This window comes from Marinomonas aquimarina, from assembly GCF_900089755.1.
Lineage (GTDB): Bacteria > Pseudomonadota > Gammaproteobacteria > Pseudomonadales > Marinomonadaceae > Marinomonas > Marinomonas aquimarina.
This window is the reverse complement of sequence record NZ_FLOC01000013.1, coordinates 43622-63724: the sequence shown is the minus strand read 5'-3', so window position 1 is coordinate 63724 and position 20103 is coordinate 43622. Positions and strand designations below refer to the sequence as shown.

The following is a 20103-nucleotide window of genomic DNA, read 5'->3' as shown; positions in this document are numbered from 1 at the left end:
AGAGGCACCTTATATAGTTATAATGATATGTCGGTTTTAGTCCGACGACTCAATTCTACGTAAGTCTTGAGGATGTTTCACCGTTAATACGATCGATTTGAAGCGATCTTTTGGGCGATTGTTGCGTTGGTACTGCCAACCACGGGCCTCAATTACTTTGCCCTGCAGATAAAAGATATCTTTTTCGGTCCAGTAATGCTCGGCATATCGCGGAATATTGATCACCAGATCCCGTTCGGTTTCTAGCCACCAACCACCACGATTGTGTGTGACTGACGTAAGTTTGGATCGTGCAACCGCAAAGCCAGCTTGTGGCTGCCATTGGGTTGGGTGTTGCCAGAGCCCGCGCTTTGCATCCCGTGCAAGTTGCTCGGACTCAGCAAAACAGTCCTGATAGCGGACGTTGGGCGGCACAGCGATACGATAGCCTAATCCATCTGATAGTAACTGACTTGCTATCGACGCTCGATCTTTCGTAAATAAATAATACAGCTTACGGCCATAGCGGTCTTCGCTTTCCTGCGCGCGCTGCCAATAAACTTGATCTCCCGCAAGAGCGGCGAGCCGTTGCTTTGCTTCGAGGGCAAAAGGCTCATGATGACCATGTTCGTGGTCTAACTCTGGCGTATTCACACCGACTAGACGCACTTTACGACCATCGTGCAAGTGTAGCGTATCACCATCAATGCCGCGCTTTACTTGTGCGACTTGCAAGTCTCCTTCTGCAAGGCACTGCCCATGGCTTGGAAACGATAGGCATAAAAAAAGCGCCAAGAGAGCTTGGCGCTTTTTTTGAATCAGCATTCGTGCCATCCACCAATTACTTAGTAGAACGACGAGCTCCGAAACGCTTGTTGAAGCGATCAACACGACCACCTGTGTCAACCATTTTCTGTTGACCAGTGTAGAATGGGTGGCAGTTGCTGCATACGTCGATGTGCAGGTCGTTGCCAAGTGTTGAGTTTAGAGTCAAAGTGTTACCACAAGTACAAGTTGCAGAAACAGCTGAGTAATTTGGGTGAATATCTTTTTTCATCGTTTTTTACCTTAAGGTTTGGTGTGCCGCCACTTAGTCATTAAATAACGTTGCTAAGCACCGCACGATTCGTTGTACATCAATTGTACAGTGGTACCAAGAGCCGCGTATTTTAGGCGTCAAAGCGCCGTTCGGCAAGCCCTTTTATGATAATTTCGCCCCTTGAAAAGCCGCGAAAAGTTCACATTTTCCATTCAGACTCACGTACACTTACAAGATACTCTATGATCTGAAATCTTTTTGCTGGTAAATCAAGGTATTAGTCTTTTATGGTCGACACGCTTCTTACCCAAGACCCGTATGTCAAAGTGGCGCTGAATGTGCCGCTGCGTGCTACCTTTGACTATAAAATCCCTAAGGCACTTGCCTACCGTCATCACATCCGTCCAGGCATGCGTGTCAAAGTCCCGTTTGGCAAAGGTGATCGCCATTCCATCGGACTCGTCATCGAGACCAGTGATCGCAGCGATTATCAGGATGCGCAAATCAAACCCATCACTGCGCTCCTCGATGAAGGCCCCATCATTTCTAAAGAGCTATTTGATCTGTGCGCTTGGGCAGCACGCTATTACCACCACCCAATTGGCGAAGTGTTTTTCCATGCCCTGCCCACCAGTTTGCGTAAAGGCGAAAGCCCCGAATTTCGCACCGAAACTTGGTGGTTTATTACCGAGCAAGGCAAGGCCACTGCAGTCGACAGCCTAAAAAACGCCAAACAGCAAAAAGCCTTTTTAGAAGCGCTAAAACAGCATCAAGAACACGGCTTAAGCCCCCATTTAGTGACCGTGCTCGAACTCACTAGCGCCGCCGCCAAAGGCCTTGAGAAAAAAGGTCTGGTGCGCAGTGAACAGCGCAACTTCATTAAATCGGTGGAAACTCATGCTCATCAAAAGCAAGTACCACCGACACTCAATCTGGAACAAGCGGCGGCCACCAAAACCATTTTAGCCATGCGCAATGAATTTGGCGTCGCCCTGCTCGATGGCATTACCGGTAGTGGCAAGACCGAAGTCTTCCTGCGCGTCATCGAAGCGATTTTAAAAGACCATCAACAGGTACTGGTGATGGTGCCAGAGATTGGCCTGACGCCACAGACCTTGCGCCGCTTTGAAAGCCGTTTTAATACCGACATCGTGTTAATGCATTCCAATATGACCGACCGCGAGCGCTTGGATGCTTGGCTGATGATCGAGCAAGGGGAAGCTAAGATCATCATTGGTACTCGCTCCTCGGTATTTATCCCCAGCGCCAAGCTGGGCTTGATCATCATCGATGAGGAGCATGACGCTTCTTACAAACAGCACGAAGGCTTTCGTTATCACGCTCGGGATCTGGCCATTAAGCGGGCCCAGGGGCAGAAAGTTCCCGTCCTATTAGCCTCGGCAACGCCCTCATATGAAAGCTTGGCCAACGCTATGCAAAAGCGTTATCACTGGCTAAAACTGCGTCAGCGAGCCGGTGATGCGCAACTACCGGAAATGGAGCGCGTTGATCTGCGCGGCCAAAGTCTCAAGCAAGGCTTTAGTGAATACACGCTCGAGCGCATGCGCCAAACACTTGAGCGCAAAGAGCAAGTGCTGGTGTTTTTGAACCGTCGTGGTTATGCGCCGACACTGATGTGCCATCAATGCGGCTGGATTGCCGCCTGTGACCACTGCGATGCAAACCTGACGGTGCACAAACGTGCCAACAAGCTCCACTGCCACCATTGTGATAGCCACAAGGCATTACTGCACAGCTGCCCAGAATGTCATAGCACTGAATTGTTTACCGTAGGCGAAGGCACGGAACAGATCGAAGGGGTGCTGAATCAGTTCTTTAAACACACGCCCGTGCTGCGTATTGATCGTGATAGCACCCAGCGCAAATCGGCACTGACACAAATCACACAGAAAATTCACGAGCACGATCAAGCCATCCTGGTGGGCACGCAGATGTTGGCCAAAGGCCATCATTTCCCAAACGTCACCCTAGTGGTGATTATGGACGCGGATGTGGGGCTTTTTTCCTCCGACTTTCGCGGTATGGAGCGCACCGCGCAATTGATCACCCAAGTCGCAGGTCGCGCCGGACGTAGCTCGAAGCGCGGCCATGTCTTGCTGCAAACCTATCACCCAGATCACAGTGCGATTGAATGCCTGTGCGTGCAAGGCTACGAAGCCTTGGCCATGGATGGGTTGCGTGAGCGTCAGCAGCTGGCGTTACCACCCTTCTATCATCAAGTAGTCATACGGGCGGAATCGCAGCAGGAACAACAAGCCATGGGCTTATTGATGGAGCTACGCAACCAATTGTCCGTGCACCTGTCTGAAGACATGCAAATGGTCGGTCCTTATGCCGCGATTATCGTGCGTAAGGCAGGTCAGCACCGTGCGCTATTGAGTATCAAAAGTCCGCAACGGGGAAATTTGCACCGGATTGTAGCGTTAGCAAGCCAATGGCTTGAGCAAAATACAAAAAATCATAGAATTCGTTTCGCGATCGACGTCGATCCGCTGGAAACTTTTTAACGCACTGCGCATAATGTGCGCACTTTACTCAAAACCATGAGCGCCATGTTTGATTTGATGCTGTTAGCCACTAAAACCAGCCGTCCTCGTAAAGGGGCAACACGTAAAGCACCACCGCCACCGCCAAAACGCAGCGTGCCTTGGTGGATGTGGCTTGTCGTACCACTGTTAGTCATCGGGTTTGTGTTTGTGCTAGTGAAACTGGCGGCTGTTGAGAGCAATAATAGTGTGCCAGCTCAAACAACGGTCGCACCGGCGAAAGTGACACCGGTCACGCCTAAAGCACCGGTAAAATCGGAGGCTAAAGCACCCGAGACGCAAGCCAAACGTGAGACGTTTGAGTTTTATCAATTGCTGCAAGACAGCGAAGTAGACACCAGCCACGTGGATGCTTACGAGTACCAACCACGTGAAGAAGAAAACTTCAGTTACATGATTCAAGCGGCCTCGTTCCGCTCCAGTGCCGATGCCGATCGCTTACGTGCGAAACTGATCCTATCGGGCCTTGAAGCGCACCTCAAAGCCAGTGAGAGCAAAGACGGCGGTACTTGGTATCGTGTCACGGTTGGTCCATTCACCACACGTTCCGCCGAAAGTCGCGCGAAAGACAAGCTGGCACGTATGGGTCTTAGCTCATACACCTACAAAATACAAAACGAGCAATAATCACTAAAGCACCCAAGCGTTCTGTTTGGGTGCTTGAAATCCTCACAGTTACCCCCATTTCGATAGTTAATCGAATGTGGAGTAAATCATGACTACGATTCTAACCGTACGCAAAGACAACCAAGTCGTCGTTGGTGGCGATGGACAAGTTTCCCTAGGCAACACTGTAATGAAGGGCAATGCCCGCAAAGTACGCCGTTTATACCGTGGCGAAGTCATCGCTGGGTTTGCAGGGGGCACGGCAGACGCATTCACCCTATTTGAGCGTTTTGAAGGCCAACTTGAAAAACACCAAGGCCACCTCGTACGCGCGGCGGTGGATCTGGCGAAAGACTGGCGTTCTGATAAAGCGCTACGCAAGCTGGAAGCCATGCTGATCGTGGCCAACACAGAAAGTACCCTTATCATCACCGGTAACGGCGATGTGGTAGAACCTCAACACGGCGCCCTAGCCATCGGCTCAGGCGGTAACTTCGCCGAAGCCTCGGCTCGTGCATTGCTCGAAAACACTGAGTTAAGCGCCCAAGACATCGTTGAGAAGAGCCTAAACATCGCGGCCGACATTTGTGTCTTCACCAACCACAACTTGACCATCGAAACCATCAACATCGATGCCAAGCTTGAAGACCAATCTAAGTAACCGAATTTAAGAGATTAAGCCATGAGCAACATGACCCCACGTGAAACGGTCAATGCCTTAGACCAACACATTATCGGCCAGCAAAGTGCTAAACGCGCGGTCGCGATCGCCCTACGTAACCGCTGGCGCCGTATGCAGCTGCCGGATGATATGCGTGCCGAAGTGACGCCGAAGAACATCCTCATGATCGGCCCTACCGGTGTTGGTAAAACCGAAATCGCACGTCGTTTGGCGAAGCTTTCTAACGCTCCTTTCATCAAGATCGAAGCGACTAAGTTCACCGAAGTCGGCTACGTTGGCCGCGATGTGGATTCGATCATCCGCGATCTAGTGGAAACAGCGATTAAGATGCTGCGCGAGCAAGAGACCGAGCGCATGAAGCATAAGGCCGAAGACGCAGCGGAAGACCGCATTCTGGATGCCTTGCTACCGCCAGCTCGTGGCTTTGAAGAAGATTCGGCGTCGAATTCAACACGCCAAGCGTTCCGTAAGAAGCTACGCGAAGGTCAGCTAGACGACAAAGAAATCGACATCGAAGTGTCCGACTCGCCGATGGGGGTAGAAATCATGACCCCACCTGGCATGGAAGAAATGACCAGCCAGTTGCAGAGTCTGTTCTCTAACATGGGCAACGAGCGTAAGAAGAAGCGTAAGCTAAAAGTCAAAGACGCCCTACGTCAGATCCGTGACGAAGAAGCGGCGAAACTGGTCAATGAAGAAGAACTGAAAGCTCGCGCTGTCGAAGTAGTTGAGCAACACGGTATTGTCTTCCTAGACGAAATCGATAAGGTGGCAAAAAGCTCTGAGCGCACTAGCGGCGAAGTGTCGCGTGAAGGCGTGCAGCGTGACCTATTGCCATTAATCGAAGGCTGCACCGTCAGCACTAAGTACGGCATGATCAAAACCGATCACATTCTGTTTATCGCATCCGGTGCTTTCCACTTGTCGAAGCCTTCGGATTTGATCCCAGAGCTACAAGGCCGTTTGCCAATCCGTGTCGAACTGGACGCGCTAACGGTAGAAGACTTCAAACGCATTTTGACGGAGCCAAGTGCATCACTGACAAAACAGTACGTAGCACTGGCGAAGACCGAGAACATTAACATAAACTTCACTGACGAAGGCATCACCCGCATCGCCGAGATCGCTTGCCAAGTGAACGAACGTACGGAAAACATCGGCGCCCGCCGCCTGCACACAGTACTAGAACGTTTGCTAGAAGAAGTGTCTTACTCAGCGAGTGACATGCCAGATGGTCAACAAGTGGACATCACCGCCGAGTATGTCAACCAACAGCTTGGTGAAGTGGCGGAAAACGAAGACCTAAGCCAGTACATTTTGTAATTTGATAACCCTTTGAAATAGATCGAGACGCACCATGGCAACGCTTGTTCCAACAAAAATTCACTACCATAAACAATCCCGTGAACTGGAGCTGGCGTTTGCCGATGGCTCAAGCTACCGTCTTAGCGCGGAATATTTGCGTGTGCATTCACCGTCAGCAGAAGTGCGCGGACACGGTGCACAAGTTCCGATTCTGCAGCACGGTAAGCGCAATGTGATGATCATGAACATCGAAGCTGCGGGCAACTACGCCCTTAAAATCACCTTCGACGATGGTCACGACTCAGGCATCTATTCTTGGGATTACCTATACAATCTAGGCAAAAACCACGATGAGTTGTGGCAGATGTACCTTGATCGTTTAGAACAAGAAGGTCGCAGCCGCGATTCTTCCGCGATCCAAATCCATCAAGTTCACTAACCAACAACGAAAGAGCGAATGTCATGACGATTAGCCTTGCGGCCCTTGGTTCCATTGAGCACGCGGTGAATTATGCCCTCAAACAAGATCCGCCGTCACAACGCCACTTAGCCAAACTGGCCGGCCAACAGATCTTTCTAGAAGTTGAGGACTTTAACCTCATTCTACAGATTCATGTGCTCGAAGAAGGCGTCATGCTGGATCGTCCAGAAAGCATGGATGAGGTAGAACTGGACCCGAAACTGGATACCCACGTAAAAGGTCCATCCAGCGCTTATCGTAAGCTGCTCGAAGGCGATGGTTTCTTTGATGGCGACTTACGCATCCGTGGCAACGCGCAAGCGCTGATGACCCTGCATAAGGTCATGCAAGGCTTCGAGTTTGATTGGGAAGGTCTCCTGGCGGACAAGGTCGGTGACCTCGCCGCGGCCACTTTTGCCCGCTTGATCCGCACGCAATGGTCGATCACCAAAGAAGTGGCGACCAATGCTCGAGTACAACTGGTGAACTACCTACAATCCAACAGTGAGTTACTGCCGAGCAAAATCGAGTTTGATCACTTTGTCGATGAAAGCGAACGTCTCGGTATGCAGATCGACCGCTTTGAAGCCAAGTTAAAACAGGCCGAGCGTAAGCGTAACAAAGGTTAACCGCTAATCCGCTAGATCCGCGTCACTCGACTCCAACGCCTTCCTCTCAGAAGGCGTTTTTGTTTGCGCTAGCCAAGCCTCTAGATTGGCTGCTGACATTGGTGCAGCAAAGCCAAAGCCTTGTAAATATTGACAGCCTAGGTGGGTCAAGTAGGACGTTTGCGCTTCTGTTTCGACCCCTTCCGCCACCACTTCCATATGCAACCCTTTGGCCATGGCGATGGTGGCAGCGACGATGCAATCATCAGAATCGTTGTTGCCAATGCCACGAATAAAGGATTGATCGATTTTTAGGTAATGGGCCTGCAATTCACGCAAATAACTTAGCGAGCAATAGCCGGTGCCAAAGTCATCAATGGCAATGGCGATAGCATGCTCGCGCAACAGATTCAGGTTGCGCTCTAATTGCGCGGAACGCACCATCAAGGTGGTTTCGGTGAACTCGACAGTGACTTCACTGGCCGGTATAGCATGCCGCTTCAGCGCCTCAATGAGCTCCATAGCCACATCCGAATTGGACAGTTGTACCGCTGAGAAATTAAGCGACAATTTACCTATGTGCACATGACGAGCACGCCAATCAGCCAGCTGACGGAGCGCCGCCTCCATGATCCAGCGTCCCAGCTCAATAATCTGACCGCTGTCTTCGGCGATAGGTATAAACTCTCCAGGAGAAATCCATTGCCCTTGGCGACACCAACGCACCAGTACCTCGGCGCCATAGAGCGCCCCATCACGGCTATCAATTTGCGGCTGAAAATATACTTGTAGCTGTTCCGAGTCGCTTAACGCTTGCTCCAAATAGCGCTGGGTGGCGACACGATGCTGCATGCTTTCATCCATCGACTCATCAAAGAAGCGATAGGTGTTTTTGCCAGAATGCTTAGCGCGGTACATGGCCAGATCCGCTTGGCGCAACAAAGAAGACACGTCGACTGCCTCAACCCCCGTCATGGCGACACCGACACTGCAGCTCACAGAGAAGCTGGTATTCTTGTATTCAAACGGTTGTGCAATCGCATTGACGATGCTTTGCGCCAAGTAGTGAATTTGCGCCTCGTTACCAGCGGGATGTAAAAATACAGCGAACTCATCTCCCCCTAGGCGCGATAATAACGCCTCATCCGGCATCACACCGCGCAATTTCTTCGCTACCCGTTTCAGTAGCACATCCCCAGCATCATGCCCTAGGGTATCGTTGATTTCTTTGAAGCGATCCAAGTCGATAAACATCAATACGATCGAGCCGTATTGACGCTTGGCCACGCACTCTTCTAGGCATTGTTCGAAATAGCGACGGTTGGCCAAACCAGTCAAATCATCGTGCTGCGCCATATACAACACTTGCTGCTCCGCTTCCTTGCGGGTGGTGATGTCTTCGTGCACGGCAATAAAATAGGACACCCGACCCTTATTATCTAGGATAGGCGTGATAGTTTGTTCGACGGTAATTAACTGGCCGTTTTTATGACGGTTCACCAGCTCATTACGCCAACTCAGGCCTTGGCTGATGGAACGCCAAAGGTCTTGAAAAAAAGGCTGCTCATGCACCCCAGAGTTCAGAACTCGCGGCGTGCGACCGTGTACCTCTTTTTGGCTATAGCCGGTTAAATTGGTAAAGGCCTCATTGACCCACTCAATATGCCCTTTGGGGTCGGTAATAAAGATGGCATTGGCAGCACTGCGGATCGCCATACTAAGCAGATGATTATCGCCTTGTACCTTGTCACGCTTATGTTTAAACACTAGGTACATGCCTAACATCAAGAGTAACGCCAGCGCCAGCGCGGCAAAGATGGTACGTACGACTTGCGCATCGTTGCGCCAATTTTCTAAGGCGTCCTGATCGTAGGAGCGCAGGGAAATCACCAAAGGGTAGAAAGACGTGGCACGGTAGCTGTCTAGGTAGGCTCCTTTTTCATTCTGATCACGCACTTCCCCCCAAGAGCGCGCCATTATCTGGGCACGGCGCTGCTCGGTTAAAGCCCCCTCTTCTCCAAGAATGGTTTCACCGGTAAACAAATAAAGGGATGCCTCGCGATGGCTGCTAGAGAGGGATTGAAAGAGGCTTTTGTAATAGTTTAGGTTCACGGAACCAATCACATAGCCGACGATTTCACCCTGTAAACGATACGGCACACAAATCGGCCAATAACTTAACTCCGCTCGATTGATAGGGTCGCCCCAAAAGCGCCCTTGCTGCGGCGTTAAAAATAAGGTGTCCATATTGGACACCCGCTGAGTACATTGTGTCGCTTTCTCAAGGGCGACAAAGTCCACACTACGCAGCTGCGGCAGTCCTCGTAGCAAGCGGTCTTTGAGGGTATTGAGAGTATGAGGTGGTCGATGCAGGACATTGGCCGCTAGGGTTTCTAAGGCCCCTACGGCGGCTTGCATGGAACGAATCACAGAATCTTCGACGGCATAGGCTAAGGTGGCACTGGTCAATGACTGTTCCGCCAACGCACGCTTATGACCTTGGCTAAGTAGGCTTTGTAAACTGATCACCATCGCCATAAGAACAATGAGGGTGCCAGCCACGATCACTGTTTGACGCTTGGTAAAATTAAATAGTCGTTTTAGCAATGTTCTTAACCTAGATCAGTTCAAAAAATTCACAACTCAGCATAATAAGCATAGCTTATCGTTTAAATAACCCTGAGGTGTTGACGTATGTCGTTAAGAACCAAAGCAAGCACTGTATTTATCAGCTTTTTTGTACTAATTGCTGGCCCAGTGTTGGCGCAACCAAGCCCCATCCTAAGCGCGATTCAAGAACGTGGCGACATCAATGTCTGCATCTGGCCGGACTATTTTTCCATCACCTATATGAGCCCACGGACACAGCACTTAGAGGGTATCGATATCGACCTTAGCCATGAGCTAGCAAACGATTTAGGTGTTAGGGTCAATTACATCAAAACCCACTTCGGCCGTTTTATGGACGACCTAGAGTCTAAAGCCTGCGATGTAGCCATGTTTGGCGTGGGCAATACCGAAGCCCGCCGTCAGCATGTCAATTTCACCCAGTCCTACCTTGCCAGCAATATGTACGCCGTGACCACTAAGCAGCATCCCTTGATCAGCAGTTGGAGCGATATGGACCAAGCAGGCGTGATTGTCTGCGTGCAAAAAGGCACCTATATGGAAAATGCCATGCGCAAGAGCCTCAAACACGCCACCATTACCACGGTACAACGCCCCAATGAACGGGAAGGCGAAGTGCTGTCCGGCCGCGCCGATGTGTTTATCACCGACTACCCTTACGGCCAGAAAATGGTCAATCTCTACGACTGGGCCAAGTTGATCGCACCGCCAGGCAAAACCGAGCAGTTTGAATACGCCTACGCGGTCGCCAAAGGTGATAACGCATGGTTAAAGCGTGTCGATCAGTTTGTCAGCGATATCAAACAGGATGGTCGTCTAGCGCAGGCCGCCGCACACTACAACCTAACGCCCATCATGATCTCCGAATAAAACGCCTTAAGAGTAAAATTCAGCGACAAAAAAGCCCGAACATGCTGCCATGTTCAGGCTTTTTGATATCTGTGAAGCGCTCGGCTTACATACGCTCTAGGGTTTCAATACCCAGTAACTCTAGACCTTGTTTCAGCGTCGAGGCAGTGTTCAGTGCCAACTGCAAACGGCTGAATTTCAACTCGTCTTCTGCGTTTAGAATTGGGCAGGCTTCGTAGAAGCTCATAAAGATACCCGCTAGCTCGTACAAGTAAGCACATAGGAAGTGTGGCATACCATCGCTGATAACCTGCTGGATCGCTTCTTCAAATTGGCAAAGCTTGACCGCCAAGGCGCGCTCTTGGTCTTCTACCACATTGATCGCCGCTTTAAAGTTGGCCACATCCATTTCTGATCGACGCACAATACTTGCCACGCGCGAGTAAGCGTACAACAAGTAAGGTGCGGTGTTGCCTTCAAAGCTCAACATGTTGTCCCAGTTGAAGACGTAGTCAGACGTACGGTTCTTAGAGAGATCCGCGTACTTCACCGATGCCACACCCACCACACGGCCGATATTGCGCTGTTGTTCTTCAGGCATATCTGGGTTCTTAGACGCTACCAACTGGAAGGCACGTTCTTGCGCTTCTTCAAGCAGTGCAGACAACTTCGCCACGCCGCCAGAGCGAGTCTTAAATGGCTTACCATCGCTGCCCATCACCGTACCAAACGGCATGTGTTCTAGGCTGGTGTCTGGCTTCACAAAGTTTGCTTTGCGCGACAAGGTAAAGATTTGCTGGAAGTGTAACGATTGACGTGCATCCACAAAGTACAACACACGGTCAGCGTTCAACTGGCTTTGACGGTAGCGTAGTGCCGCCAAGTCAGTAGTTGCGTATAGGAAGCCACCGCCAGTCTTTTGTACGATAATTGGCGTGATCTCACCGTCTTTATTAGCGAACTCTTCTAGGAAAACACACTTAGCGCCTTGGTCTTCTTTGATCAGGCCTTGAGCGTCTAGGTCAGAGATCACTTTTGGCAGATCGTCGTTGTAGGCACTTTCTGGCTTCACGTCTTGACGCGCCAGAGAGACACCTAGCATTTGGTAGGTTTCTTCACAGTGCTGCAGCGATACTTCGATAAACTCATTCCAAAGTTTTAGGCACTCAGCATCACCCGACTGTAGCGATACGACCAACTCACGGGCACGCACGGAGAAAGCTTCGTCTTCGTCAAAGCAAATTTTCGCTTCGCGGTAGAAAGACTCAAGGTCCGACAGGGCCATGCTCACTTCAGAGTTTTGTTCGCGCAAACGCTCCATGTACGCCAACAACATACCAAACTGAGTCCCCCAGTCGCCCACGTGGTTCTGACGCACCACGTTGTGGCCTAAGAACTCAAGGGTACGTACCACTGCATCACCGATCACCGTTGAACGCAGGTGACCCACGTGCATCTCTTTGGCTAGGTTAGGACCCGAGTAATCCACGACGACCGTTTGTGGATCCGCAACGGTTGCAACATCGAGACGGTCGCTGTCACGCAGGTTCGCTAGGGCTGCGCCTAACCATTCGTTTTTCAAAAAGATGTTAATAAAGCCTGGGCCTGCGATTTCGACTTTATCCGCTACATCTGACAGATCCAATTGCTCTAGCACTTTGGCCGCGAATTCACGAGGGTTGGTGCCGATTTTCTTAGCCGCCCCCATGATGCCATTGGCTTGGTAGTCACCAAATTGAACTTTTGCCGACTGACGAACCAATGCCGGAGCATCGTCAGCCGCACCAGATGCGACCATGGCCGCTTGAATACGTTGATTAAGAAGCGTTTGAATATTCACAAGAAACCCATTGTTAAAATCACACAACCCTCCGACAAGGTCATGACATCGACATGAAAGAGAAATGGAGAAAGGAGCCGAATGATCACAAGCATCAAGCACATGGATGGGCGCTACGCCTGTCGCGGGCAGGGATGCCCGTTCAGGCGGTGCTGTGATCATTCGGTGTATTTTTGCCAAGCCTATTCAGTCAATGACTTACTCACCAGAGGGTTGTAATGTCATTTGAAGTTGGCGCTATGATAACCGATTTTCGACTATTTAGCGAAAGAACAGCTTACAAGCTGGGTTATCATTTTCATCTTGGTAAGGGTAGCCAAGTTCGTCTAGGTAGCGCGTCACATCGGTCTCTTCGCCGACCGCTTGTAGGCCAACCAAAACACGACCGTAAGCATCACCGTGGTTACGGTAGTGGAACATGGAAATGTTCCACTGGCCGCCCAAGGTGTTGAGGAACTTCAGCAAGGCCCCAGGACGTTCTGGGAATTCAAAGCTGTACAACAATTCGCCTTTGTCACTACGCAAGTGACCGCCGATCATGTGTCGCACGTGCACTTTGGCGGTTTCATCATCGGTCAGATCGACGATTTCGTAATCTTTGAGATCCTGTAGCAACTCTTCGCGGCTGTGCGGGCTGCCACCTAAGGCAACACCAACAAAGATGACTGCTTCTTTTTCATCGCTGTAACGGTAGTTAAATTCCGTGATCGCACGACCCACCAGCGCCTGACAGAAGTCTTTAAAGCTGCCTGGCTCTTCTGGGATACGCACGGCAATGATGGCTTCGCGTTTCTCACCCAATTCGGCACGCTCTGAGACGTGACGTAGACGGTCGAAGTTCACGTTGGCACCGGAGTTGATCGCCACCAAACGCTGACCTTTGGCGCCTTCACGTTCGATGTATTTTTTCAGACCTGCTAGAGCACAGGCACCGGCAGGCTCTGTGATTGAGCGTGTGTCGTCATAGATGTCTTTGATCGCGGCACACATTTCGTCGGTGTTCACGGTAATCACTTCATCAACGCAATCTTTGGCAATTTCAAAGGTATTTTTACCGATCTCTGCCACCGCCACACCTTCGGCGAAGATACCAACGGTTGAAAGGCGTGTTGGCATGCCCGTATCTAGGGCGATTTTAAGACACGCCGCATCGGTTGGCTCGACACCAATCACCTTGATGTCTGGGCGAAGATACTTAATGTAGGCCGATACACCGGCGATCAAGCCGCCGCCACCAACAGGGATAAATACGGCATCGATATCGCCTTCGATCTGGCGCAACAGCTCCATACCGATGGTGCCTTGACCGGCGATGGTGTCGATGTCATCAAATGGGTGCACGAAGACTTGGCCGGTTTGTGCCATGATTTCTTGGGATTTAGCAAAGGCGGCGTCGAAGGCATCCCCTGCTAACACCACTTCTGCACCACGGGCACGTACCGCGTTGACTTTTACATCTGGGGTGGTCGCTGGCATGACGATGGTCGCCTTGATACCCAGCTTTTTCGCCGCTAGGGCAACGCCTTGGGCATGGTTACCGGCTGAGGCCGCGATCACGCCTTTGGCGCGCTCTTCTTCAGAAAGCTGAATAATCTTGTTGTATGCGCCACGAATCTTAAACGAGAACACTGGCTGTAGGTCTTCTCGCTTCAAAATAATATCGTTACCAGTGCGCTCAGACAGTTGCGTGGCACGGGAAACGGGCGTTTCTACTGCGACGTCGTATACCGGCGCCTGTAGAATTTTTTTGATGATCGTGTGAGGCATATACATTCCTGCTTTTTCTCCAAAGCACGCCTAGAATCGGCGTTTGCGGGGGTAACTCAACTAGTCACTCGGCTAAAAACGAACACGCAATATACCCCTTCCATCCCTTATGAGCAAAGCCTTGGGCGGGATTTGACGGCTTTTTGCCAGAACTCGGCAACTTCGTCCTAGAGGGGTAACAATAGCCAGGGTAACTGACTATAATGAAGCCACCCTACGGGGCAATTTTCTAACACACACTCTCAGTCACAGGTTTACCCAGCATGACGCAAGACGAATTAAAACAAGCAGTCGCTGAAGCCGCGGTGGAATACATCCTTCCGCTACTTGAAGAAGACACCATTGTCGGCGTAGGTACCGGTTCAACAGCGAACTTGTTCATTGATGAATTGGCCAAGCACAAACATCTATTTGACGGCACCGTTGCCAGCTCTGAAGCTTCTGCAGAGCGCCTACAAGGCCACGGCATCCCGGTATATGACCTAAACTCTGTGAGCTCAATCCGTGTGTATGTGGACGGAGCCGATGAGTCGAACGATCACCTTCACCTCATCAAAGGCGGCGGTGCAGCGCTAACACGTGAGAAAATCGTCGCGGCTTGCTCAGAAGAGTTCGTTTGTATCGCAGACGAATCTAAGCTAGTAAAAGTGCTAGGTGACTTCCCACTACCTGTTGAAGTGATCCCGATGGCACGCAGCTATGTGGCACGTGAGTTGGTGAAACTTGGCGGCGACCCAGTGTACCGTGAAGGTGTAGTAACCGATAACGGCAACCACATCCTAGACGTGTACAACATGCAGATCGTGGACCCAGTGCAACTGGAAGGCCAAATCAACGAAATCGTTGGTGTGGTCACAAACGGCCTATTCGCATCTCGCCCAGCAAACGTGCTGTTGCTAGGCACCCAGTCTGGTGTGAAAACACTTAAGGCTTAATTTTTCAGATAGCCCTCTGCAAAAATCGCCGTTTATGATTTAAAAAGATTCCAATAAGCTCTTCAGGCTTATTAAGATAGAACCCAGCGTTATTTTTCAGCGACTTCTAGCGCTTGCGCGTAGAGCGAAAAATAATTGCTGGGCTCTAGCTCTCTCAATAACCAGCAGAACTAAACAACTAGAACCAGCGACTCTTACGCATCACCACATATTGGCCGATGCCCATCAGTACCAGCACGCCGACAAACAGCCAAAATGCCGCACCACTCTCCACGCCAGGCATACCACCAATGTTGATACCGAATAAGCCAGTTAAAAAACCTAACGGCAAGAAGATACCGGATAGAATCGATAGCACATACATACGGGCGTTCATCTTTTCCGCTTGGTAGTTAGCGAACTCCTCCTGCATCAGCAAGCAGCGCTCACGCAAGGATTCCAGCGCTTCCACATAACGGGTGATGTCGTTGGCCGCTTCTTGGATATGCGCCAGCTGCTCTTTGGTCATCCAAGATTGCATCTCTACTGACAAACGCGAAATCGCCTCTTTCTGGGGGACAAGGAAACGGCGCAAACGCACGGTTTGTAAACGGCGATCAACTAAGGTCGCACGTTGTTGCAGTTCGACGCGCTCGCTCATTTCTTCTTCCAGCTCGCCCAGTGTGTCTTCTAGACCATCGATCACACCCGCCATACGAGCGGTTAAGGTATGTGTCAAAGTCGCCACCAAATCGGCAATATTTTCCGCGCCCTCGCCTTTTTCTAAGTTACTCACTTGCTCCACCACCGACAGCAAACGGCGGCGACGGGTGGAGACGATAAAGTGCGGCGTCGCCCAAAGGCGCAAGGACACCATGTCCGATGGATCCGAATCTGGGTTTAAGTTGACCCCGCGCAGCGTCACCAACACCCCTTGCCCCATTTTCACCGTACGCGGACGCGTCTCATCGGCAAACAAAGCATCGACCACCGCTTCTGGGATCTCCTCAATGTTGTCTAACCAGTCACGGCCATCGTCCTTGGAACAATCGATATGCACCCAATGGGCACCACTTTGAGGAATCTCTGTTGGTAATTGAGTCACGCGCTCGGCGCCACCTTGCCCATCAAATTTTAAGTAGTGCAGTAAGTAATCCATAGCGTTCTCATCTCTTTATCACTGAGTCGCGCCTTCGACTCATATTTATTGGCTTTTTGGCTGACGTGACACCAAGGGGGTGGCATAATTTCCGATAGCGAATTAATAAAAAGGACCCTATGCCATGCGAAGCCTATCTCAGTTCCTTGCCTCTGATGTCTCATCCGCATCATTGCAGGAAGTTCTGTTAGTCACAACACAAACTTGTATCGAAATCTCAAGCGCTCTGAAAAAGGGTTCACTAGCCGGCATCCTAGGGATGGCAGGCAATGAGAACGTGCAAGGGGAAGAACAAAAGAAACTTGATGTGATCTCTAACAACATGCTTAAAAGTGCTTTGCTAGCCTCTCCTACAGTGCGCGCGATCGCGTCTGAAGAAGAGGACGACATAGTCCCAGCGAGCACAGATGGCGAATATTTGATTGCCTTCGATCCACTAGACGGCTCGTCAAACATCGACATTAACTCCATGGTAGGTACGATTTTCTCCATCTACCATCAGGTAGGTAGTGAGCCTGCAACGGAAGCAGACTTCCTACAACCAGGCAAAAACCAAGTGGCAGCGGGTTATGTTCTATACGGTCCATCAACCATGTTGGTGTTCAGCACCGGTCATGGCGTGCACATGTTCACACTGGATGTTGAGCAAGGCGAATTCATCCTGACGCGTGAAAACGTCAAAGTGGATACAGAAACACAAGAGTTTGCGATCAATATGTCGAACCAGCGCTTCTGGTCAGAGGCGATGCAAAACTACGTCAATGACTTGGTCGCAGGTAAAGACGGCTCACGCGGCAAAAACTTCAACATGCGCTGGGTGGCGGCGATGGTCGGTGATGTGCACCGTATCCTATGCCGTGGCGGTATCTTTATTTACCCATGGGACAGCAAGGATCCAAACAAAGCCGGTAAGCTACGTTTGATGTACGAAGCCAACCCAATGGGCATGCTGCTTGAGCAAGCCGGCGGTAAAGCCTTCACCCATACTGATCGTATTCTGGACATCCAACCAGACGGCATTCACCAACGCGTGGCGGTGGTACTGGGTGCGGCAAACGAAGTGGATAAGTGCCTAAGTTATTAACATTTGTTATGGCACACAAAAAGACCGACTAAATTAGTCGGTCTTTTTCGTTGGTCAGGTAGCAGCGATCAATCAGGCGCCGCACCGGAAAGGAAGACCTGTACTTGCTGATGCTTGTCTCCCCAAATATGGCTTTTCACATCTTGTAAGAATTTCTGCGCTTCATGCAGGGTGACGATGCCCCCCATCAACTCAGCGCCAATCCCTTCTTGGGTAAAGAAAAAACGCCACACATGGCCGTCGACTTTTACTTCCCCTTCTCCGTTGTTATACGACACTTGTTCAAAGCTGTAATCAGATGGCACAAAACACGCAAGCTCTTTGCCTGCGTCACCGTAATTCATGTCCGGAACATACCCTTGGCGATCGACTAATCCGAATTTCATACTGCGCTCCTGTTGTTGTTTTCTTCAGCATAGACCTTTGCCAATTTATTTGCTGATTTTTTGCGCTGCCCTTGTCCGGCATCAGTGGCCTGATTGCTATTTGTACTATGTGATCGCTCCGTAATCGAGCAAAACCCAGTCTGCTGTATTAGGGTGCTATTACACATTGTTTGCGAATTACGCCTATGTTGTTAATTGTTCATCAGTAAAAGCGCTCTAAGGTCTGTCCTGATGCGATCGTCTGGCCATAAAGTGCTGGACGCTTTTAGCAATAAAAACAAGATAAAGGCAGTCTCCTATGCAAACCAATCAACGCGAGCCCTTCGTGTATGCCAATATGCGTTTGGCATTTATCCTTCTGATCACCTGCTTTGCAGCGTGGGGGGTGGCGGCGAATATGACCGACCCACTGGTGAAAGTGTTCAGCAAGATTTTCACCATGAGTAACCTACAATCGGCCTTGGTGCAGTTTGCCTATTACGGCGCCTATTTCTGTTTGGCGTTGCCAGCGGCCTTTATCAATGTGCGTTTCTCCTATAAAACCGGTGTCCTGACGGGGCTTGGTTTGGCGTGTTTAGGGGCCTTGGCGTTTTACCCCGCCAGCTTATCAATGACCTACGGCTTCTTCCTAGCAGCGCTGTTTATTATGGCAGCGGGCTTGTCGATCTTGGAAACCTCAGCGAACCCATTTGTCATGGCCATGGGGCCGAAGCATAACGCCACGCGTCGCTTGAATCTGGCGCAAGCGTTTAACCCGGTGGGCACCAATATCGGTGTCTTCTTAGCGGCAGTGCTGATCCTACCCAACTTGAATACCGCGACGGCAGAAGAGCGTGCCGCCATGTCTCAAGAAGCGCTCAATGCGGTACGTGCTGCAGAGCTGCAAGCGGTGATGACGCCCTATGTGGGCATGGCGCTAGTCTTGTTAGTCATCTGGTTGTTGATTGCCTTTGTTAAAGTGCCACGGGCGGAAAATGCCGGCGTCAGCCAGGAACAAGAGCAACACGATGGCTTTGTCGCGACCCTCAAGCGTCTCATCAAACTGCCACAATACCGCTGGGGCGTGGTGGCACAATTCTTTAACGTGGCCGCACAAACCTGTGTCTGGACCTTTACCATTCAGTACGTTCAAGAAGCGATTGGCGGCAGCGAAGCCAGTGCTTCTGATTACTTACAGTACAGCTTGATCCTATTCCTGATTTCACGCTTTGTGATGACTTGGTTGATCGGTATTTTCCGTCCGACCTTACTGTTGGCGATTCTAGGCTTCACCGGCACGGCCTTATGCGCTTACGCGGCACAGGCCTCGGATATTAGTGGTGTATGGGCAATTGTTGGCATTTCAGCCTGCTTGTCACTAATGTTCCCAACCATTTACGGCATCGCTTTGAATGGCTTAGGCAAAGACACCAAGTTTGGCTCAGCAGGCCTGGTAATGGCGATCCTTGGCGGCGCCGTAATGCCCATGGCACAAGGAGCCGTGATTGATACCTTCAGTGCCAGTGTGTCTTACCTGGTGCCCGCAGTCTGCTTCCTCGTCGTGGCCGGTTACGGCGTATTTGCCGTACGCCATATTCAGGACTAATGCTCTCAGAAGCGCTACACATAATGTAGCGCTTCTGCCCTCCTTCCGACACAAACTTACCAGTCTTGATACTTTGCCTACTTGAGAATCTTTTTCGTTCGCAATTCCTGCCCAATCCCTATAAACGCTGAAGAATTGCCTGCATACGCTGACAATTGATGCTGAACTAATCAACTTTCTTCACCTCTGTTTTGTTTTACATTATCCCTATCGCAACGAAGCAAACGGAGGGCGGTATCATGACCAATCAAACGAATACAATTTCATTGCATGTGGAGCGTTACCAAGACACCTTGGTGTTACAGCTCAAGCCGTCTGGCCGCCCAAGCAGCAAGGACTTCAAAAAACTATCCGCCATGCTAGAAAGTGCGATCTATTCCATTCGCTCCTCTAACGTGACCTTGCTGGTGGATTTAACCGAATTGAAAAGTGTCAGTGCCAAAAGCGCGTGGCACGAGCTGTTACATGGTTTAAAGATTGGTTCCGAATTTAAGCGCATCGCCATCTACGGCCATAACCGTTGGCACAATCTGATGATTAACGCCTTAAGTTGGCTGATCTCAAGCAACTTGAAAGTGTTTAAACGCAAACAAGACGCCACCGAATGGGTCATGGCATCGTAATAGACGACAGGCGGGTAAATCC

General features: G+C 50.6%; 18 protein-coding genes. 11 read left to right on the top strand and 7 right to left on the bottom strand.

Going from position 1 to position 20103, the window contains the following annotated elements:
• Positions 1-36: 36 nt before the first annotated feature.
• Together MAQ5080_RS11630 and rpmE are read right to left on the bottom strand one after the other, a co-directional pair.
• Positions 37-804 (bottom strand): thermonuclease family protein, encoded by a 768-nt coding sequence (locus tag MAQ5080_RS11630; protein ID WP_067210383.1) that lies wholly within the window; start codon positions 802-804, stop codon positions 37-39.
• A 16-nt stretch (positions 805-820) separates the two neighbouring features.
• Positions 821-1036, bottom strand: a complete 216-nt coding sequence (gene rpmE / locus MAQ5080_RS11625; RefSeq protein WP_067332970.1) for a 50S ribosomal protein L31 — start codon at positions 1034-1036, stop codon at positions 821-823.
• A gap of 269 nt (positions 1037-1305) precedes the next feature.
• Between rpmE and MAQ5080_RS11620 the strand changes: the two genes are divergently transcribed.
• The 6 genes from MAQ5080_RS11620 (at position 1306) to MAQ5080_RS11595 (ending at position 7267) form a co-directional block, all read left to right on the top strand.
• Complete coding sequence (locus MAQ5080_RS11620) at positions 1306-3546, top strand: primosomal protein N' (protein ID WP_067210380.1); 2241 nt, start codon at positions 1306-1308, stop codon at positions 3544-3546.
• Between the two features lie 15 nt (positions 3547-3561).
• Positions 3562-4212, top strand: coding sequence for an SPOR domain-containing protein (locus tag MAQ5080_RS11615; protein WP_231870830.1), 651 nt, complete (start codon positions 3562-3564; stop codon positions 4210-4212).
• Between the two features lie 88 nt (positions 4213-4300).
• A complete protein-coding gene (hslV, locus tag MAQ5080_RS11610) occupies positions 4301-4852 on the top strand; it encodes an ATP-dependent protease subunit HslV (RefSeq protein ID WP_067210376.1) in 552 nt (183 codons plus the stop codon).
• A 21-nt stretch (positions 4853-4873) separates the two neighbouring features.
• A complete protein-coding gene (hslU, locus tag MAQ5080_RS11605) occupies positions 4874-6196 on the top strand; it encodes an ATP-dependent protease ATPase subunit HslU (RefSeq protein WP_067210374.1) in 1323 nt (440 codons plus the stop codon).
• Between the two features lie 34 nt (positions 6197-6230).
• Positions 6231-6617: a gamma-butyrobetaine hydroxylase family protein gene (locus MAQ5080_RS11600; protein WP_067210371.1), complete on the top strand. Its 387-nt coding sequence runs from the start codon at positions 6231-6233 to the stop codon at positions 6615-6617.
• A gap of 23 nt (positions 6618-6640) precedes the next feature.
• The gene (locus tag MAQ5080_RS11595) at positions 6641-7267 is read left to right on the top strand and encodes a ubiquinone biosynthesis accessory factor UbiJ (RefSeq protein WP_067210368.1); all 627 of its coding nucleotides are present in this window, start codon (positions 6641-6643) and stop codon (positions 7265-7267) included.
• Between the two features lie 3 nt (positions 7268-7270).
• Here MAQ5080_RS11595 and MAQ5080_RS11590 read toward each other — a convergent pair whose 3' ends face one another.
• Positions 7271-9853 (bottom strand): putative bifunctional diguanylate cyclase/phosphodiesterase, encoded by a 2583-nt coding sequence (locus MAQ5080_RS11590; RefSeq protein ID WP_067210365.1) that lies wholly within the window; start codon positions 9851-9853, stop codon positions 7271-7273.
• A gap of 87 nt (positions 9854-9940) precedes the next feature.
• Here MAQ5080_RS11590 and MAQ5080_RS11585 point away from each other — a divergent pair, with 87 nt between their 5' ends.
• Positions 9941-10744 (top strand): substrate-binding periplasmic protein, encoded by an 804-nt coding sequence (locus MAQ5080_RS11585; RefSeq protein WP_067210363.1) that lies wholly within the window; start codon positions 9941-9943, stop codon positions 10742-10744.
• A gap of 85 nt (positions 10745-10829) precedes the next feature.
• On the opposite strand, the gene argS is transcribed toward MAQ5080_RS11585, so the two are convergent.
• Together argS and ilvA are read right to left on the bottom strand one after the other, a co-directional pair.
• On the bottom strand, positions 10830-12563 hold the full coding sequence (gene argS / locus MAQ5080_RS11580) for an arginine--tRNA ligase (protein WP_067210360.1): 1734 nt from the start codon (positions 12561-12563) through the stop codon (positions 10830-10832).
• 261 nt (positions 12564-12824) lie between these two features.
• Positions 12825-14330 carry a threonine ammonia-lyase, biosynthetic gene (gene ilvA / locus MAQ5080_RS11575; RefSeq protein ID WP_067210527.1) on the bottom strand — a complete coding sequence of 502 codons (1506 nt, stop codon included), beginning with the start codon at positions 14328-14330 and terminating at the stop codon, positions 12825-12827.
• Positions 14331-14593: 263 nt separating this feature from the next.
• On the opposite strand from ilvA, the gene rpiA reads away from it, so the two are divergent.
• Positions 14594-15265 carry a ribose-5-phosphate isomerase RpiA gene (gene rpiA, locus MAQ5080_RS11570; protein ID WP_067210358.1) on the top strand — a complete coding sequence of 224 codons (672 nt, stop codon included), beginning with the start codon at positions 14594-14596 and terminating at the stop codon, positions 15263-15265.
• A gap of 178 nt (positions 15266-15443) precedes the next feature.
• Here rpiA and MAQ5080_RS11565 read toward each other — a convergent pair whose 3' ends face one another.
• Positions 15444-16403, bottom strand: coding sequence for a zinc transporter ZntB (locus MAQ5080_RS11565; RefSeq protein WP_067210356.1), 960 nt, complete (start codon positions 16401-16403; stop codon positions 15444-15446).
• A 124-nt stretch (positions 16404-16527) separates the two neighbouring features.
• Here MAQ5080_RS11565 and MAQ5080_RS11560 point away from each other — a divergent pair, with 124 nt between their 5' ends.
• Entirely contained in the window at positions 16528-17487 is a 960-nt protein-coding gene (locus MAQ5080_RS11560; RefSeq protein ID WP_067210354.1) for a class 1 fructose-bisphosphatase, read from the top strand.
• A 68-nt stretch (positions 17488-17555) separates the two neighbouring features.
• Here MAQ5080_RS11560 and MAQ5080_RS11555 read toward each other — a convergent pair whose 3' ends face one another.
• A complete protein-coding gene (locus MAQ5080_RS11555; protein WP_067210352.1) occupies positions 17556-17873 on the bottom strand; it encodes a hypothetical protein in 318 nt (105 codons plus the stop codon).
• A 298-nt stretch (positions 17874-18171) separates the two neighbouring features.
• Here MAQ5080_RS11555 and fucP point away from each other — a divergent pair, with 298 nt between their 5' ends.
• The gene (fucP, locus tag MAQ5080_RS11550; RefSeq protein WP_067210350.1) at positions 18172-19458 is read left to right on the top strand and encodes an L-fucose:H+ symporter permease; all 1287 of its coding nucleotides are present in this window, start codon (positions 18172-18174) and stop codon (positions 19456-19458) included.
• 239 nt (positions 19459-19697) lie between these two features.
• Entirely contained in the window at positions 19698-20081 is a 384-nt protein-coding gene (locus MAQ5080_RS11545; protein ID WP_067210347.1) for a SpoIIAA family protein, read from the top strand.
• Positions 20082-20103: the final 22 nt, after the last annotated feature.

Excerpts from the sequence above, each read along its gene's own strand:
- MAQ5080_RS11630 (WP_067210383.1), bottom strand. The coding sequence starts at position 804 with ATGCTGATTCAAAAAAAGCGCCAAGCTCTCTTGGCGCTTTTTTTATGC.
- rpmE (WP_067332970.1), bottom strand. The coding sequence starts at position 1,036 with ATGAAAAAAGATATTCACCCAAATTACTCAGCTGTTTCTGCAACTTGT.
- MAQ5080_RS11620 (WP_067210380.1), top strand. The coding sequence starts at position 1,306 with ATGGTCGACACGCTTCTTACCCAAGACCCGTATGTCAAAGTGGCGCTG.
- hslV (WP_067210376.1), top strand. The coding sequence starts at position 4,301 with ATGACTACGATTCTAACCGTACGCAAAGACAACCAAGTCGTCGTTGGT.
- hslU (WP_067210374.1), top strand. The coding sequence starts at position 4,874 with ATGAGCAACATGACCCCACGTGAAACGGTCAATGCCTTAGACCAACAC.
- MAQ5080_RS11600 (WP_067210371.1), top strand. The coding sequence starts at position 6,231 with ATGGCAACGCTTGTTCCAACAAAAATTCACTACCATAAACAATCCCGT.
- MAQ5080_RS11595 (WP_067210368.1), top strand. The coding sequence starts at position 6,641 with ATGACGATTAGCCTTGCGGCCCTTGGTTCCATTGAGCACGCGGTGAAT.
- MAQ5080_RS11585 (WP_067210363.1), top strand. The coding sequence starts at position 9,941 with ATGTCGTTAAGAACCAAAGCAAGCACTGTATTTATCAGCTTTTTTGTA.
- ilvA (WP_067210527.1), bottom strand. The coding sequence starts at position 14,330 with ATGCCTCACACGATCATCAAAAAAATTCTACAGGCGCCGGTATACGAC.
- rpiA (WP_067210358.1), top strand. The coding sequence starts at position 14,594 with ATGACGCAAGACGAATTAAAACAAGCAGTCGCTGAAGCCGCGGTGGAA.
- MAQ5080_RS11565 (WP_067210356.1), bottom strand. The coding sequence starts at position 16,403 with ATGGATTACTTACTGCACTACTTAAAATTTGATGGGCAAGGTGGCGCC.
- MAQ5080_RS11560 (WP_067210354.1), top strand. The coding sequence starts at position 16,528 with ATGCGAAGCCTATCTCAGTTCCTTGCCTCTGATGTCTCATCCGCATCA.
- MAQ5080_RS11555 (WP_067210352.1), bottom strand. The coding sequence starts at position 17,873 with ATGAAATTCGGATTAGTCGATCGCCAAGGGTATGTTCCGGACATGAAT.
- fucP (WP_067210350.1), top strand. The coding sequence starts at position 18,172 with ATGCAAACCAATCAACGCGAGCCCTTCGTGTATGCCAATATGCGTTTG.
- MAQ5080_RS11545 (WP_067210347.1), top strand. The coding sequence starts at position 19,698 with ATGACCAATCAAACGAATACAATTTCATTGCATGTGGAGCGTTACCAA.